Genomic DNA, 15,304 nt, shown 5'->3' with positions numbered 1-15,304 from the left:
CCGAAACGCGGCGACCGGCGCGCCGTTCGCCCCGAAACGCGACGAACGGCGCGTCGCCTATGCCACCCGGATGAGCTTCTTGTTCACGAACTCGTCCGCCGCGAGGAGCCCGAGCTCGCGCGAGGTGCCGCTGCGCTTCACGCCGCCGAAGGGCAGCTCCGGGCTGTCGGCGAGCACGAGGTTGACGTAGACCATGCCGGCCTCGATGCGGTCGGCGACGCGCTGCGCCTGCTCGGCGTCGGTCGTGAACACGTACGAGCCGAGGCCGAACGGGGTGTCGTTCGCGAGACGGACGGCCTCGTCCTCATCGGCGACGCGGTAGACGACGCCGGCAGGGCCGAAGAGCTCCTCGCGGTAGACGTCCATCTCGGGCGTGACGTCGGCGAGCACGGTTCCGGGGAAGTACGCCCCGTCGCGCCGCCCGCCCGTGACGAGCGTCGCGCCCTGCGCGACCGCGGTGTCGATCTGCTGCTGCAGGCGCTCCGCCGCGGCGAGCGACGACAGCGGTCCGAGCACGGTTTCCTCCTCGAGCGGATGGCCGACCTTCGCCGCCTGCATCGCGCTCGCGAACTTCGCGAGGAAGTCGTCGTACAGGCCGTCGACGACGATGAACCGCTTGGCGCCGTTGCACGCCTGGCCGTTGTTGTCGAGCCGCGCGTCCACGGCGGCCTGCACGACCGCGTCGAGGTCGTCGGCCGAGAGCACGATGAACGGGTCGGACCCGCCGAGTTCGAGCGCCACCTTCTTGAGGTGCTGCCCGGCGAGCGCCGCGACGGCCGATCCGGCGCGCTCGGAGCCCGTCACCGAGACGCCCTGGACGCGCCGGTCCGCGATGATCGCCGCTGCCTGCTCGTTCGTCGCGTACACGTTGACGTACGCGCCGTCCGGCAGCCCCGCGTCGCGGAAGATCTCCTCCAGGGCGGCAGCCGACTCGGGGCACTGCGGAGCGTGCTTGAGGATGATGGTGTTGCCGATGACGAGGTTCGGCGCCGCGAACCGCGCCACCTGGTAGGTGGGGAAGTTCCACGGCATGATGCCGAACAGCACCCCGAGAGGCGACCGGCGGATGACCGCGGTCCCCTCCCCGAGGATGTCGAGCGGCTGATCGGCCGTGATGGCGGCGGCGTTGTCGGCGTAGTACTCGATGATGTCGGCCGAGAAGTCGACCTCGCCGAGGGCCGCCTCGAGGGGCTTGCCCATCTCGCGCACGATCGTCGCCGCGAGCGCGTCGCGGCGCTCGCGGTGCAGCTCTGCGACACGGCGGATGGCCGCGGCCCGCTCGTCGACGGGGAGCGCCGACCATGACGCGAACCCCGTGGCGGCGCGCGTCACCGCCTCCTCGATCTGCGCGTCGGTGAAGGTGTCGTACTCGGCGACGGTCTCGCCCGTTGCGGGGTCGACGACGGCGTAGTCGCTCATGGTGCCTCCGGTCAGTCGTTCGGGATGAGCGTGTACTTGGTGGAGAGGTACTCGTGGATGCCCTCGAGCCCGCCCTCGCGGCCGACGCCGGACTGCTTGACGCCGCCGAACGGGGCCGCCGCGTTCGACACGACCCCGGCGTTGAGGCCCATCATGCCGGTCTCGAGCCGGTCGATCATGCGGTGACCGCGCGCGAGGTCCTGCGTGTACACGTACGACACCAGGCCGTACTCGGTGTCGTTCGCGAGGCGCACGGCCTCGTCCTCGTCCTCGAACGTCGCGATCGCGAGCACGGGGCCGAAGATCTCCTCGCGCAGGATGGCGCTGCCGGCGGTGACGCCCGTGAGCACGGTGGGCGCGTAGAACGTGCCGGGCCCGTCGAGCTTCTCGCCGCCCGTGAGCAGGGTGGCCCCGCGCTCGGTGGCGTCGACGACGAGCTCGTCGGCCTTCGCGACGGCGTCGGCGTCGATGAGCGGGCCGATCGCCACGCCCTCCTCCGTGCCGCGGCCGATCGTCATGGCGTCGACGCGCGCGGCGATGCGCTTCGCGAACTCGTCGGCGACAGAGGAGTGCACGATGAAGCGGTTCGCCGCCGTGCACGCCTGGCCGATGTTGCGGAACTTCGCCGCCAGCGCGCCCTCCACGGCCTTGTCGAGATCGGCGTCCTCGAACACGACGAACGGCGCATTGCCGCCGAGCTCCATCGACACGCGCAGCACGCCTTCCGCCGCCTGCGCGATGAGCTGGCGGCCGACCTCGGTCGATCCCGTGAACGACAGCTTCCGCAGCCGCGGGTCGGCGATGATGGGCGCCGACACGCGCCGCGACGAGGCGGACGTGACGACGTTCACGACGCCGTCGGGCACGCCGGCGTCGACGAGCAGCTGCGTGAAGAACAGCGTCGTGAGCGGCGTCAGCTGCGGCGGCTTGATGACGACCGTGCACCCGGCTGCGAGGGCGGGCGCGATCTTGCGCGTCGCCATCGCGAACGGGAAGTTCCACGGCGTGATGAAGAAGGAGGGGCCGACGGGCCGCTGCGACACGACCATCCGCCCCGTGCCCTCGGGGTTCAGGCCGTAGCGGCCCGTGATGCGCACGGCCTCCTCGCTGAACCACCGCAGGAACTCGCCGCCGTAGGCGACCTCGCCGCGCGCCTCCGCGAGGGGCTTGCCCATCTCGAGCGTCATGAGGAGGGCGATGTCCTCCTTGCGCTCCTGGACGAGCTCCCACGCTCGGCGCAGGATGTCGCTGCGAACCCGCGGGGCGGTCGCCGCCCACGCGTCCTGCGCCGCGACCGCCGCGTCGAGCGCACGCGTGCCGTCGTCGGCCGTCGCGTCCGCCACGCGGGCGATGACCTCGTTCGTCGAGGGGTCGTGGACGTCGAAGGTCTTCCCCTCTGGCGCATCCACCCACTGCCCGCCGATGAACAGACGGGTCTCCACGCGCGCCAGCAGCGCGCTCTCGTGCTCGTTCGCCATGTCGGCTCCTTACTCTCTGGGTCGATCCGGTCAGCGGCGCCGCAGGCTGGGCGGCGCGTCCATGGTGAGCACGGCGCCCTTGAAGAACGCCGGGTGGCGCACGGCCTGCACGACCATGAGCACGATGCCCACGGCGATGACGGCGATCCCGAGGACGAACACGAGGCCCACTCCCCCGATCTCCGATCCGCTGCCGTAGGCGGGGTCCATCGTGTCGACGAGCGTCACGACGAAGAGGATGGCGAGGATGACGCCGCCCACGAGGGGGAACAGCAGCATGAAGAACACGTTGCGCACGGAGTCGAACCACTGCCTGCGGAAGTACCAGACGCACGCGAAGGCGGTCAGGCCGTAGTAGAAGCAGATGAGCATGCCGAGCGCGAGGATGGTGTCCCAGAGGGTGTTCTCGCTGAGGAACCGCATGACGGCGTAGAAGGCGCCCGTCACGATCGCCGCGACGATCGTGGCGTAGCCGGGGCTGAAGAAGCGGGGGTGCACGGCGGCGAACTTCTTCGGGAGCGCGCCGTAGTGGCCCATCGCGAGCATCGTGCGCGTCGGCGAGGCGAACGTGGCCTGCAGCGACGACGCCGAGCTCGTGAGCACGGCGAGCGAGACGAGGAACCCGAGCGAGCCCATGATCGGGTTCGACAGCGCGAAGAAGACGTTCCCCTGGATGTCGGCGTTGCCGAGGCCGAGCTCCCCGTCGCCGACGCCCGCGAACATGATCATCGCGACGGCGAGCAGCAGGTAGAGGAAGACGATGACGAGCACGACGACGGTCGCGGCCCGTCCGGGCGTCTTCTCGGGGTTCTTCGTCTCCTCGTTCATCGTGAGCACGAGGTCCCAGCCCCAGAAGATGAAGATCGACAGCGACAGGCCGGCGACCGCGGCGCTGAACGACGGCACGGCGAAGGGGTTGAACCATCCGAGGTCGAAGGGCGTCGGGTCGAACGCGTCGCCCGAGGTGGCGCGCGTGATCGCCGTGACCGCGAACACGACGAGCACGACGACCTGGAAGCCGACGAGCACATACTGCAGGCGCTGCGAGGTCTGCAGGTCGCGGTACGACACCCACGTCGCCGCGAGCACGAACAGCAGGCACACGCCGACGTTGATGAACGGATTGAGCGTGAGATCGGCGATCGACGCGTCGCCCGTGATCTGGCTGATGAGGAGGAAGAGGAAGTCGACCGCGATGCCCGCGAGGTTCGACAGCACGAGGATGGTCGCCGCGACGAGCCCCCAGCCGCACATCCATCCGATCCACGGCCCGAACGCGCGCGTCGCCCACGTGAACGACGTGCCGGAGTCGGGCATGACGCGGTTGAGCTCGCGGTAGCCGAACGCGACGAGCAGCATCGGGATGAAGCCCACGAGGATGATGGCGGGCACCTGCGTCCCCACCTCCGACGCCGTGGGTCCCACCGCGGCGGTGAACGTGTACGCGGGGGCGACGGTGGAGATGCCGAGGACGACGGCCCCGATGAGGCCGAGCGTTCCGGCGCTGAGGCCCTTGGCGGAGATCCCCGTCGTGACGGGGTCGGACACGGCGTTGCGTTCGGGCATGTCAGTCTTCTTCCCGGCGCGTGCGGGGCACGACGATCATGGGGACGGGCAGCTCGTGCAGCATCTTCGCCGCGGTCGAGCCCAGGAACAGGAATCGGGGGCGCGCGAGGCGGCTCGAGCCGACGAGCACGACCTCGCCGGGCAGCCAGTCGAGGTGCGCGACGGCGTCCTCGATGCTGTCGCCCTCCGCGACGACGACGTCGGAGGGGATGCCCGTGGGCAGCTCCGCCCGCGCCGCACCGAGCACGTCGTCGGCGTGCGACGATCCGACGACGCGGATGGCCGAGGTGTCCAGCCCCGCGGGCAGGTCGACCGTGACGAGCGAGACGAGCCGCAGCGGGACGCCGGCCGTCGCGGCGAGCGCGACGGCCTCGTCGACGAGCGCATCCGCACCCGGGCGCGTTCCGACGGCCGCGGTCACGCGCGACAGCGGCTCCGTGCTCTCGGCCGAGCCGGCGGGCGCGAGCACGACCGGCACATCCGACGAGTGCAGCAGCTCGCTCGCGACGGAGCCGAGCCGGTGCCGGCCGCGGAGCCCTCCGTTGGCCGCGCCCACGACGATGTGCGAGGCGCCGAACTCGCGCGCGGCCCCGACGAGGCCCTCCGCGAACGACTCAGCGACGCGCACGTGCCCGCTGTGGCGCACGTCGGCGGGGATGGCCGCCGCCGCCTCGCGCAGCCAGTCGCGCGCCTGGGCGCGCACGTGCTCCTCGTACGAGGCGTCGGGCAGCGCGCTGCCGTCGGGCAGCACCATGACGAGGTCGAGGTCGGCGCCCGTCGCGCGGGCGAGCCGCGCCGCGAGCGCGACCGCGTCGGCGCCGGCCGCTGTCGCCGTGTAGCCGACGACGAACGGGGCGGTCACGACCTCGACCGCTCGACGATGTCGGCGGCGGCCAGTCGGCCCATCCGGATGGCCCCGTCGACATGCTGGAAGCCGAGCCCCGCGAGGTCGCTGCAGGCGAAGTGGATCGGACCGACGGGCGCCGACTGGTCCTTGCCGTAGCGGTGCAGGCCGCCGAGGTCGAAGCTCGCGGCGTAGGCGCCGCGCGTCCACTCCTCCGTGCCCCAGTCGCTCTCGTAGTAGACGACGGGATCCTTCGCCGCGGGGCCGTAGTAGTGCGAGAGCGACTCGAGGATGCGCTCCCTGCGCTCCTCGGCCGTCAGCTCGAACACGCCGTCGGCGTGGAGGTCGGAGACGAAGCCCACGAGCGTGCCGCGCTCATCGGCGTGGTTCGTGTTGTCGTAGGCCTCGTGGACGAGCTCGTACGGGCTGAACGCCGTCGCCGACAGCCCCTGCTCGCGCCAGAACGGACGGTCGTACACGGCGTGCACCTTGATGACGAAGCCCATCGAGAGGTGCTGGTGCATCTGGTGCTGACGGCGCGGCAGCGGCGGGACGAACGAGATGCGGTCGTAGAGGACCGGCGCGAGCGCGAGGATCGCGTACTTGGCGCGCACCGTGACGCCGTCGGCCTCCGCGATGACGCCGTCGGCGCCCCAGCGCAGCGTGCGCACGGGGGCGTCGAGGTGCACGTCCGCGCCGAGCCGTTCGGCGAGCAGCTGAGGGACCTGCTGGAGACCGCCCACGACGCGCTTGTCGAGGATGAAGTCGGCGTCGACGAGGTTCGAGAAGCTGCCGGCGCTCGACGCCATCTGCAGCGCCTGCAGAGCAGAGAACGCATGGGCGGGCTTCGTGAGCATGGCGCCCGCGATGAAGAGGGCGATGTTGTCGCGCGCCTCCTGGTCGTCGGTCTCGCGCGCGAGCCACTCCTCGAACGAGATCGTGTCGAGCTCTGTCGCGCGCGGATGGGTCCACGGCGCAGCCGGATCGATCTCGGCCGTGAGGGCGTCGAGCTTCTCGATGAGCGCGACCATGACCTGCTCGGTCTCGGGCGCGACGGGGAAGATCTCGCCCGTGAAGCGGGTGAGCTCGCCGTCCGGCCCGATGTAGACGCTCTCGCCCTCGCGGTAGCGGCTGTAGGTCTCGAGGCCGAGCTCGGCGATCGTCTCCTTCAGGGCGTCCTGGTCGGGCGACACCCACTGCCCGCCGATCTCGAGCGTGGCGCCCTCGACGACGTCGGTCCAGAGCCGCCCGCCGACGCGGTCGCGCGCCTCCAGCACGGCGACCGACAGGCCAGCCTTCTTCAGCTCGTTCGCCGCCGTGGTGCCGGCCGCGCCGGCGCCCACGATGACGACGTCCCGCGTGATCTCGGTCATGTCGGTCCTCCTCGGACTTCTCGGGTGGATATCAGGCCGCGGCGAGCGCGTCGGCGACGACGTCGATGCCCTCGGAGAGGAGCGCGTCGTCGATCGCGAGGGGCGGCAGGAAGCGGATGACGTTGCCGTAGGTGCCGCACGTGAGGACGATGACGCCCTGAGCGATGGCGGCCTTCGCGACGGCGCCCGTGAGGGCGGCGTCGGGGGCGCCCGTCGCGGGGTCGACGAACTCGACGGCGATCATGGCGCCGAGCCCGCGGACGTCGCCGATCCGGGCGTCGGCGGACTGCAGCGCCGTGAAGCGCTCAGTGAGGAGCGCGCCGATCTCGCGGGCGCGCTCGACGAGTCCGTCGTTCTCGAACGCCTCGATGGCGGCCAGTGCCGCCGCGCACGCGATCGGGTTGCCGCCGTAGGTGCCGCCGAGGCCGCCCGCGTGCGACGCGTCCATGATCTCGGCGCGCCCCGTGACGGCCGCGAGCGGGAGACCAGCCGCGATGCCCTTTGCGGTCGTGATGAGGTCGGGGACGATGCCGAAGTGCTCGCTCGCGAACATCGCGCCGGTGCGGCCGAAGCCCGTCTGCACCTCGTCGGCGATGAACACGACGCCGTTCGCACGGCACCAGTCGACGAGGGCCGGGAGGAAGCCGTCGGCGGGCACGATGAATCCGCCCTCGCCCTGGATGGGCTCGATGACGACGGCGGCGAGGTTGTCGGCGCCGATCTGCTTCTCGATCTGCGAGATGGCGCGCTGCGCGGCCTCGGCTCCCGCGAGGCCGTCGCGGTAGGGGTACGACAGGGGGGCACGGTACACCTCGGGCGCGAACGGTCCGAAGCCGCTCTTGTAGGGCATCGACTTCGCCGTGAGCGCCATGGTGAGGTTGGTGCGGCCGTGGTAGCCGTGGTCGAACGCGACGACGGCCTGGCGTCCGGTGTGCTTGCGCGCGATCTTCACGGCGTTCTCGACGGCCTCGGCTCCCGAGTTGAACAGGGCCGACTTCTTCGCGTGGTCGCCGGGGGTGAGCCTGTTGAGGGCCTCGGCGACGGCGACGTACGACTCGTACGGCGACACCATGAAGCACGTGTGGGTGAACGCGGCGACCTGGGCCTGCACGGCTTCGACCACCTTGGGGTGGGCGTTGCCCACCGTCGTGACCGCGATGCCCGACCCGAGGTCGATGAGCGAGTTGCCGTCGGCGTCCACGACGACTCCCCCGCCCGCCGCGACTGCGGAGATGGGGGCCGTGTGGCCGACGCCCGCGGCGACCGCCTCCGCCTTGCGCGACAGCAGCTCCTGCGAGCGCGGGCCGGGGATCGAGGTGACGAGGCGGCGCTCCTGCGGCAGGGCGGGTCCGCCCACGGCGATGTCGGGGGTCGTGGTGCTCATGCGGCGAGCGTAGAACCGCGCCCTCGACCGGCGCATTCGCCGCGATGTACAGATTGGCGCATTCGCCTGTACTCTCTGTACACGATGTCGCCGACGACGCCTCCCGCTCCCACGCTCCGCGCGCTGCTCTCCCGCGGAGATCTCGCCCTGCGTCTGTCCTCCGATGGCGCGCGCGACCTGACCCAGCCCATCCGATGGGTGCACAGCTCCGACCTCGCCGATCCGACGCCGTTCCTCGCCGAGGAGATGGTGCTGCTCACGACCGGCACGCAGTTCTCCGGAGACGACGACGCGCAGTACGACGCGTACGTGCGACGGCTGGCGGTGCGCGGCGTCGTCGCTCTCGGCTTCGGCACCGAGGTGGTGCGCGACGGCATTCCCGACCCCCTCGCCGCCGCCTGCGCTGCGCACGGCGTCCCGCTGTTCGAGGTGCCCTACCGCACGCCGTTCATCGCCGTCGCGCGCGCGGTCGCGGAGGCGATCGCGGCCGAGGCGTACGCGCGGCGGACATGGGCGCTCTCGGCCCAGCGCGCCGTGTCGCTCGCGGCGCTGCGCCGCGACGGGCTCGGCGCGGCCGTGTCCGAGCTCTCGCGCCAGCTGGGGGCGTGGACGGGACTGTACGACTCCGCAGGGGCGCCTGTCCGGGCATCCGGAGATCTCGCCGGTCCCGTCGCGCAGGTCGTGCGTCGCGAGGCCGAGACGCTGCTCGCCCGCGGGGCGAGCGCGGCGGGCGTCGTGCACGCGGACGGCACGACCGTCGTCCTGCAGACGCTCGGACCGGGCGGGAGCCTGCGCGGCGTGCTCGCCGTCGCCGCCGATGCCCTCGACGAGGAGGCGCGCGGCGTCGTCACGACGGTCGTCGCGATGACGGGCTTCGCGCTCGAGCAGAACGAGGCGCTCGCGGCAGCGCGCGGCACCCTGCGCGCGGGGGTCGTGCGGGCGCTCCTCACGGGCGATGCCGCGCTCGCAGGAGGGATCGCCGACGCCGCGTGGGGAGGGTTCCCCCGCGAGCCCGTGATGGTCGCTGTCACGGATGCGTCGCCGGACGCCCTGGGGGCGTTCCTCGAGCTTCGCGCAGGTCGCGAGCACGGCAGCTTCTTCTACGGGCGCGACCCGGAGGGAGGGACGGCCATGGTGGTGTCGGCGGCATCGGGGACGACCTTCGACGAGCTGCCCGCGCGCTTCGGCCTGCGGGTGGGCGTCTCCGAGCCCGGCCCGCTCGCGGCGTTCCCCACGGCGCTCGAGGAGGCGCGCATCGCCCGCGATCGCGGCGACGGCGTCTCTCGGTTCGGCGCCGTGGCGGCCGCCGGGGTGCTGAACGCGCTCTCCTCCGACGCTGCAGCCGTGGCGCGGACGGTGCTCGCGCCGCTCACGCGCCATGACGAGGCGCACGGGACGTCGCTCGTGGAGACGCTGCGCGCCTGGCTGCTGCACGATGCGCGCTTCGACGACGCGGCGCAGGCCCTGGGCGTGCACCGGCACACGGTCCGCACGCGCGTGCGGCTCGCCGAGCGCCTGCTCGACCGCGATCTCGGCTCGTTCGCCGCGCGCGCCGAGATCTGGGTCGCGCTGCTCGCCGTCCGGTAGGGGGATCGCCGCGCATGGGCCGGGCCCTGGCGCGATAGCGTGGCCTGATGCTGAAGCGGATGCCGACCCCGCGCCTCGCGATCCTCTCGATCGCGCTGCTCGCCATCGGCATCGCCCTGACGATCGCGTCGGGCGGGCCGCCGCGCCTGCTGGGCCTCGCCCTCGTGTTCGTCGGCCTCGCCGGCCTCATCACGCTCGTCCTGCGGCTGCTCGAGAAGGGCGGCGGCGGGCGCTGAGGCCGCCGCCGCCCTGCCCCCCTCACGCCTGCGTCGCGAGCTCCTCCAGGCGCACCGGCGACGCGAGCGGCTCGCCGCGCGCCATCCGCCGTGCGTCGTCGATCGCGCTGTCGGCCAGCCGCGCCAGCTCCCGCCCCATCGACCCTGCGATATGCGGCGTGAGGAACGCGTGGTCGGCCGTGCGCAGCGGATGGTCCAGCGCGAGCTCGTCGGGCTCCGTGACGTCGAGGATGGCCGTGATCTCGCCGCGCACGACGCGCTCCGTGAGCGCATCGTGGTCGACGAGCGCGCCACGCGCCGTGTTGACGACGACGGCGCCGTTCTGCAGGAGGGCGATGCCGGCGCGGTCGAGCAGATGGCGCGTCTCCGGCAGGGCCGGCGCGTGCAGCGAGACGACGTCGCTCGTGCGCAGCAGCTCGTCGAGGTCCACCGCGGTCGCGCCGAGCGTCGCGGCATCGGCATCCGACAGGAAGGGGTCGTACACGACCAGGTCGAGATCGTAGGGACGCAGCAGCGCCATCGTCCGCCGACCGATCCGCGACGCGCCAACGATCCCGACCCGCTTGCCGTGGTTGCCCATGTCGGGATACAGGTCGTCGGAGACGACGTGGTCAGCCGAGCGCGCCGCGATCCGCGCGAGCGGGAACGCCTGCTTGCCCGCGAGCAGGATCATCGCCACGGCGAACTCGGCCACGGGGCGCGCATTGGCGTCGTTCGCGGAGCACACCGCGACGCCCCGCTCCCAGGCGGCGATGCCCACGTGGCCCTTGACGCTGCCGCCCGCGTGCGCGATGAGGCGCAGTCGCGGCGCGCGGTCGAGCACACCCGCGTCGATCAGAGGGCTCCCCCACCCGGTGATGAGCACGTCCACCTCGCTCAGCACGGCGTCGGCGTACGCGCCCTCGAACGTGCCCAGCGGGGTCGGAGACAGCAGCCGCAGCTCCGACGCCTCCGCGATGCGCGCCAGCCGGTCGGACGGGAACACCTTCTCGGCGACGTCGGCGCCCATCGCGAGCGCGACGTTGAGCGGGCCGGTCACTTGACGCTCCCCTCGGTCATGCCGGCCCTCCAGTAGCGCTGCAGCGAGACGAACGCGACGACGAGCGGAACGAGCGACAGCAGCGATCCGGTGATGACGAGCGGTGCGTAGCGCGGGTCGACCGCCGTCAGCCCCTGCCAGTGGGAGATCCCGAGCGAGACGGGGTAGAGCGTCGGATCGCTCAGCATGACGAGCGGCAGCATGTAGTTGCTCCAGACCGCGAAGAACTGGAAGAGGGCGATCGTCACGAATCCGGGAGCGAGCATGGGGAGCGCCACGGAGAAGAAGGTGCGCACCGCACCCGCGCCGTCCATGCGCGCCGCCTCGAGCGTCTCGTCCGGCACGTAGGCGCGGCTGAACGCGCGGGCGAGATAGACGTTGAACGGGTTGCAGAGCGACGGCAGGATGATCGCCCAGACCGTGTTCACCATCCCCAGCTGCGAGAAGAGCATGTAGAGCGGCAGCACGGTCGCCGTGTTCGGGACGAGCACGCCGACGAGCACGAAGCCGAACAGCCCCTCCTTGCCGCGGAAGCGCAGCTTGTCGAACGCGTAGCCGGCCGCCGTCGACACGATGCCGCCCACGACGGCCCCCGCGAGCGAGTACAGCAGGCTGTTGCCCATCCAGCGTGCGAAGAGGCCGTCGCCTTCCGCGAGCAGGGCGGAGACGTTCTCGCCGATGAGCCACCGGTCGAGGTCGAACACCGACGTCGAGTAGAGCCCGCCCGCGTCCTTGAGCGACGCGAACACGAGCCACAGCACAGGGAAGACGGTGTAGACGGCGCCCAGCACGAGCACGCCGTTCGTCACGGCGACGCCGGCGATGCGGGGGCGGGGCCTGCGCCGCGGTGCCCCGTCATCGGCGGGCCGGGGAGCGGGGGGCGCCGTCTGCGCGCCGCCCGGACGGGTCGCGAGGACGGTCATGGGCGAGTTCCCTTCGAGGTGAAGCGGGTGATGGCGAACGACACGACTCCCGCGATGAGCGCGATGACGAGCGACGCGGCCGCCGCCTGATGCTGGTCGAGGCGGTTGAACGCGGCGTCGTACGCCCACATGTTCGGCACCCAGCTCGGAGTGATCGTCGTCGTCGCCTTCGCGAGGATCGACGGCTCCGTGAACAGCTGCAGCGCGCCGATCGCCGTGAAGAGCCCGATGACGCCCACCGACCCCGCCACGAGCGGCAGCTTGATCCCCAGCGCGATGCGCACGCCGCCCGCGCCGTCGAGGCTGGCCGCCTCGACGACATCGCGCGGCACGGCCTGCAGCGCCGTGAAGACGATGATGACGTTGTAGCCGGTCCACTGCCACACCGCGATGTTCACGACGGCAGGCACGACGAGGGCCGTGCCGAACAGGTCGACCTCCAGCCCGGCGCCTCCCAGGAGGCCGAGGAGGGGGCTCACTCCCGGGGTGTACAGGTATGTCCACAGCAGCGCGGCGATGACTCCGGGCACGACGTGCGGCAGGAACAGCAGCACCTGGAACACGCGGGCGAGTCGTGCATAGGCGGAGTCGAGCAGGAGCGCCAGCACGAGGGCGAGCCCCAGCATGGTCGGAATGTACAGCACGACGTAGAGGGCGAGACGCCAGAAGCCGTCGAGGAACGACGACGAGCTGAGCACGGCGACATAGTTCTCGAGCCCGACGAACAGCGTCTGCGCGTCGCCGCCGAATCCGAGCCCCGAACGCTTCTCGGCGAACACGCTCAGCACGAGCGCGTACACGACGGGAGCGAGCATGCACAGGGCGAACAGGGCGAAGAACGGCCCAAGGAAGAGAGCGGCCGCTCCGCGGTCGCTCGTCGCGCGGCGCCCGCGGCGCGGCGCACGAGGCGCCGCGCCGCGGAGGGATGCGGTGGTCATCGCCGCCGCCTCAGGGAGCGACCGAGAGGCCGAGGTCCGCGAGCCCGTCCGCCGTGGTCTCCTGGATCGACGTGAACGCCGCCGCGAGGTCGCCGCCCGGCGCCGTGGCGCCCATCGTCTCTTTCATGGCGGTCGCCGTGAGGTCGAAGTTCGGCCCCCACTGCCAGTCTCCGGAGTCGTGCGACGCGGCCTCGTCGAACACCTCCCAGATGTCGTTCGCGAAGAACGAGGCGTCGAACGCGGCCTGCGACACGGCGGTCAGGTCGCTGTTCGCGAGGTACGCGGATCCGGTGTCGCCCCGCGCCTCGATCGCGGCGGGATCGGTCGTGAGGAACTCGATGAACTCGGCGGCGGCCGCGGCGTTCCCGCTCGTCTCCGGCACGGCGAACGTCGAGCCGCCGTAGATGGGCGTGACGGCCTCCGCGCCCTCCCACACGGGTAGCCCGGCCGCGATCCACTCCCCCTCCTGCCCGGCGGCGCGCGTGATGATCCCGGTCGCGCTCCAGCTGGCGCCGACGATGCCTGCGGCGGTGCCGGAGGCGATGTCGTTCGTCCACTCGTCCGAGTACGACGCGACGGCCTTCACGGCGCCCTCGTCGATGAGCCCCTGCCAGTACTCCGCGACATCGGTCGTCGCGGCGTCGTCGATGTCGACGACCCAGCTGTCGCCGTCGGTGTCGAACCACTGCGCACCGTTCTGCCAGGCGAGCGCGGCGTACCAGCTCGGCTCGTTCGCGTTGAACGATGCGAGGTAGCCGCCCGTCGTCTCGTGGACGGCGCGGGCGGCATCGGCGAACTCCTCCCACGTCGTGGGCACGGCGACGCCCGCGGCCTCCAGCAGGTCCTGCCGGTACCAGACGATCGACGGCGGCGCGTCGTACGGCAGCGCCCACACCTCGCCGCCGAGCGTCGTGAGCGAGCGGCTGACATCGGAGAACGAGCTCAGGACGTCGTCGGAGTAGACGCCCGTCAGGCTCTGCAGGCTCCCCGAGCTCGCGAACTGCGGCAGGGCGTAGTACTCGATCGTCGCGACGTCGGGGGCCTCGCCAGCCGAGATCGCGGCGGCGAGCTTGGCATAGCCGCCGTTGGCGCCGTTCGGGACGCTCTCGAAGGTGACGTGGATGCGGTCCTGGCTCTCGTTGAAGGCCTCGGCGACGAGGTCCATGCCGGCGAGGGCCGACCAGAACGTGATCTCGCCCTCGGGAAGCGCGCTCTCGGTCGGCGTCGACGCGGGGGCGGCCTGACCCGCGCAGGACGCGAGGGGGACGAGCAGGGCGGCGGCCAGGACGGCGGCCCCCGTCGTGCGGATGATGCGGTGCATGGGACTCCTTGCGGATCGAAGCGGTGGTGCTTGTCGGGTGGAGCAGTGCACTCATCCTCGGGACCCGCTCGATCACGCGCACGCGATCGCACACACCCGCACATCCGACTGTGCGGAATCGTGTCAGAGCGATGTTTCCGTCGATGACGAGCCGCGCACCGTGAGGGTCGGCAGCAGGTCGATGCGCGCGTGAGCCGGCCCTCCGAGCACGCGCTCCCCCCGCGTGATCCGCTCGAAGCAGGCGCGCACCGCCATGGCCCCGACGTCGGCCTTCGGCGGCGCGACAGCCGTGATCGGCACCTCCGCGAGCGACGCGACCTCGTCGTCGTAGGCGACGACGGCGAGATCGCGCGGCACGTCGATGCCGCGGTCGACGGCGAGGTCGACGAGGCCGATCGCCGCCTCGTCCGGCAGCACGATGAGGCCGTCGACGCGCTGAGCGGCGCACGCGTCCACGACGGCCGCGAGCGACGCCCGCTGCTCGGCGACGGGCCGCTCCACGCGGGCGATCTCCAGCTCGATCGGCTCGGCGCCCGGCAGCAGGTCGCCGAGGGCACGCCGGTAGCCGTCGCGCAGCGGCTCGGCGGTCGGCCCTCGCCGCACGCCCAGGGCGATGCGCGTCCGGCCCGCGTCGACGAGGTGCCGCAGCGCGACCTTGGCGCCGTGCGCGTGATCGGTGCGCACGGCGCCCAGGAGGATGTCGGACGGCGCATCGACGAGGGAGCGCTCCATGACGATCGTCGGCGGCTCTGCGTCGGCGAGCAGCCGGTAGGTCGCGGGGTCCTGCCGGTACGGCTCGGACGGCGTCACGACGAGCCCGTCGACGCCCCTCTCGAGGAGGCGGCGGATCTGGTGGCGCTCGGCGTCGCCCGAGTAGTCCGAGATGCCGAGCACGAGACGCGCGCCCAGATCGGCAGCCGCGTGCTTGGCGCCCGCGATGACGCCGGGGAAGTAGTACCGCGCCGAGGGGACGATGAACCCGATCGTCGCGATGAGGCCCTTGTCGCGCGGTGCACGGCGGCGCACCGCGCCGCCGTGCACCCGTTCGAGGACGCCCTCCGTCTCGAGCTCGAGGAGATCGCGTCGGATCGTCATGGCCGACACCCGGAACCGGGCGGCGAAGTCGGCGACCGTCAGGCCTCCGCGCAGCTCGATCTCGCGGAGGATGGCCTGGTGTCGTTCGGAGGGCAGCACAC

At 72.0% G+C, this 15,304-nt stretch carries 13 protein-coding genes; 2 read left to right on the top strand and 11 right to left on the bottom strand.

The features are described 5' to 3' along the window. Positions 1 to 57 precede the first annotated feature (57 nt). The 6 genes from ABD998_RS14165 to gabT are packed head-to-tail and all read right to left on the bottom strand — an operon-like array spanning position 58 to position 8,064. Entirely contained in the window at positions 58 to 1,419 is a 1,362-nt protein-coding gene (locus tag ABD998_RS14165) for an NAD-dependent succinate-semialdehyde dehydrogenase (protein ID WP_345440355.1), read from the bottom strand. A gap of 11 nt (positions 1,420 to 1,430) precedes the next feature. Then, entirely contained in the window at positions 1,431 to 2,897 is a 1,467-nt protein-coding gene (locus tag ABD998_RS14160; RefSeq protein WP_345440352.1) for an NAD-dependent succinate-semialdehyde dehydrogenase, read from the bottom strand. 30 nt (positions 2,898 to 2,927) lie between these two features. After that, positions 2,928 to 4,463, bottom strand: a complete 1,536-nt coding sequence (locus tag ABD998_RS14155) for an APC family permease (RefSeq protein WP_345440349.1) — start codon at positions 4,461 to 4,463, stop codon at positions 2,928 to 2,930. A gap of 1 nt (position 4,464) precedes the next feature. Continuing rightward, a complete protein-coding gene (locus ABD998_RS14150) occupies positions 4,465 to 5,325 on the bottom strand; it encodes a universal stress protein (protein ID WP_345440347.1) in 861 nt (286 codons plus the stop codon). After that, entirely contained in the window at positions 5,322 to 6,680 is a 1,359-nt protein-coding gene (locus ABD998_RS14145) for a flavin monoamine oxidase family protein (protein ID WP_345440345.1), read from the bottom strand. The genes ABD998_RS14150 and ABD998_RS14145 overlap by 4 nt, the downstream gene beginning before the upstream one ends. Before the next feature lie 31 nt (positions 6,681 to 6,711). Further along, the gene (gene gabT, locus ABD998_RS14140) at positions 6,712 to 8,064 is read right to left on the bottom strand and encodes a 4-aminobutyrate--2-oxoglutarate transaminase (protein WP_345440342.1); all 1,353 of its coding nucleotides are present in this window, start codon (positions 8,062 to 8,064) and stop codon (positions 6,712 to 6,714) included. A gap of 84 nt (positions 8,065 to 8,148) precedes the next feature. Here gabT and ABD998_RS14135 point away from each other — a divergent pair, with 84 nt between their 5' ends. Both ABD998_RS14135 and ABD998_RS14130 read left to right on the top strand, forming a co-directional pair. Next, a complete protein-coding gene (locus ABD998_RS14135; protein ID WP_345440339.1) occupies positions 8,149 to 9,651 on the top strand; it encodes a PucR family transcriptional regulator in 1,503 nt (500 codons plus the stop codon). A 47-nt stretch (positions 9,652 to 9,698) separates the two neighbouring features. Beyond that, a complete protein-coding gene (locus ABD998_RS14130) occupies positions 9,699 to 9,887 on the top strand; it encodes a hypothetical protein (protein WP_345440336.1) in 189 nt (62 codons plus the stop codon). Between the two features lie 22 nt (positions 9,888 to 9,909). Here ABD998_RS14130 and ABD998_RS14125 read toward each other — a convergent pair whose 3' ends face one another. From ABD998_RS14125 to ABD998_RS14105, 5 genes are all read right to left on the bottom strand, one after another. Further along, on the bottom strand, positions 9,910 to 10,926 hold the full coding sequence (locus tag ABD998_RS14125) for a hydroxyacid dehydrogenase (protein ID WP_345440333.1): 1,017 nt from the start codon (positions 10,924 to 10,926) through the stop codon (positions 9,910 to 9,912). Then, complete coding sequence (locus ABD998_RS14120; RefSeq protein ID WP_345440330.1) at positions 10,923 to 11,849, bottom strand: carbohydrate ABC transporter permease; 927 nt, start codon at positions 11,847 to 11,849, stop codon at positions 10,923 to 10,925. Before ABD998_RS14120 ends, ABD998_RS14125 begins: the two co-directional genes overlap by 4 nt. Further along, a complete protein-coding gene (locus ABD998_RS14115; protein ID WP_345440327.1) occupies positions 11,846 to 12,787 on the bottom strand; it encodes a carbohydrate ABC transporter permease in 942 nt (313 codons plus the stop codon). The genes ABD998_RS14120 and ABD998_RS14115 overlap by 4 nt, the downstream gene beginning before the upstream one ends. 10 nt (positions 12,788 to 12,797) lie before the next feature. Further along, a complete protein-coding gene (locus ABD998_RS14110; RefSeq protein ID WP_345440324.1) occupies positions 12,798 to 14,108 on the bottom strand; it encodes an ABC transporter substrate-binding protein in 1,311 nt (436 codons plus the stop codon). A 123-nt stretch (positions 14,109 to 14,231) separates the two neighbouring features. Beyond that, entirely contained in the window at positions 14,232 to 15,302 is a 1,071-nt protein-coding gene (locus ABD998_RS14105; RefSeq protein ID WP_345440321.1) for a substrate-binding domain-containing protein, read from the bottom strand. Positions 15,303 to 15,304: the final 2 nt, after the last annotated feature.

Source organism: Microbacterium gilvum, assembly GCF_039543865.1.
GTDB classification, from domain to species: Bacteria; Actinomycetota; Actinomycetes; order Actinomycetales; family Microbacteriaceae; genus Microbacterium; species Microbacterium gilvum.
Note: the sequence above shows the minus strand (reverse complement) of the source record. Positions and strands in the feature narration are given on the sequence as shown.

What these genes read in the sequence shown, in the direction of transcription:
- ABD998_RS14165 (WP_345440355.1), bottom strand. Translation starts at nt 1,419, where the DNA reads ATGAGCGACTACGCCGTCGTCGACCCCGCAACGGGCGAGACCGTCGCC.
- ABD998_RS14160 (WP_345440352.1), bottom strand. Translation starts at nt 2,897, where the DNA reads ATGGCGAACGAGCACGAGAGCGCGCTGCTGGCGCGCGTGGAGACCCGT.
- ABD998_RS14155 (WP_345440349.1), bottom strand. Translation starts at nt 4,463, where the DNA reads ATGCCCGAACGCAACGCCGTGTCCGACCCCGTCACGACGGGGATCTCC.
- ABD998_RS14145 (WP_345440345.1), bottom strand. Translation starts at nt 6,680, where the DNA reads ATGACCGAGATCACGCGGGACGTCGTCATCGTGGGCGCCGGCGCGGCC.
- gabT (WP_345440342.1), bottom strand. Translation starts at nt 8,064, where the DNA reads ATGAGCACCACGACCCCCGACATCGCCGTGGGCGGACCCGCCCTGCCG.
- ABD998_RS14135 (WP_345440339.1), top strand. Translation starts at nt 8,149, where the DNA reads ATGTCGCCGACGACGCCTCCCGCTCCCACGCTCCGCGCGCTGCTCTCC.
- ABD998_RS14130 (WP_345440336.1), top strand. Translation starts at nt 9,699, where the DNA reads ATGCTGAAGCGGATGCCGACCCCGCGCCTCGCGATCCTCTCGATCGCG.
- ABD998_RS14120 (WP_345440330.1), bottom strand. Translation starts at nt 11,849, where the DNA reads ATGACCGTCCTCGCGACCCGTCCGGGCGGCGCGCAGACGGCGCCCCCC.
- ABD998_RS14115 (WP_345440327.1), bottom strand. Translation starts at nt 12,787, where the DNA reads ATGACCACCGCATCCCTCCGCGGCGCGGCGCCTCGTGCGCCGCGCCGC.
- ABD998_RS14110 (WP_345440324.1), bottom strand. Translation starts at nt 14,108, where the DNA reads ATGCACCGCATCATCCGCACGACGGGGGCCGCCGTCCTGGCCGCCGCC.